The sequence below is a fragment of the Virgibacillus salexigens genome, assembly GCF_014905415.1.
Taxonomy (GTDB): Bacteria; Bacillota; Bacilli; order Bacillales; family Amphibacillaceae; genus Virgibacillus; species Virgibacillus salexigens.
The window spans coordinates 1-422 of the sequence record NZ_BNEO01000040.1 but is presented as its reverse complement, the minus strand read 5'-3'; the positions used below and the strand labels follow the sequence as shown (position 1 = coordinate 422).

At 36.7% G+C, this 422-nt stretch carries 1 protein-coding gene; it reads left to right on the top strand.

Going from position 1 to position 422, the window contains the following annotated elements; translation table 11 throughout:
- Nucleotides 1-422: ATP-binding cassette domain-containing protein (locus JKP73_RS22120; protein ID WP_200411980.1), on the top strand; the 422-nt coding region annotated here is incomplete at both ends.

Sequence of the window (422 nt, the reverse complement as noted above, 5' to 3'; positions counted from 1 at the left end):
GTCACAAGGCAAAACAACTTTATCAATCTGAATTAACTTGGATTCGTAAATCACCTCAAGCGCGTGCTACAAAACAACAAGCACGGATTGACCGCTTTGAAGACCTTAAAGATTCTATGAAAACTAGTAAAAATCTAGGAGATTTAGAACTCAACATTGCGAGCAGTCGCTTAGGGAAAAAAGTAATTAATTTTAAAAATGCCGCTTTTTCTTATCCTGACCGACCAATTTTTAAAGATTTTGAATTAATCGTTCAAGGGCATTCGCGCTTGGGGATTGTTGGTGATAATGGCGTCGGAAAATCGACCTTACTCAATATCATTGATGGTGAGCTAGCATTAACTGACGGGATTTTGGAAATTGGTGAAACGGTAAAAATTGGTTATTTCAGTCAAGAAATTCGTGGACTTGATGAAAATAAA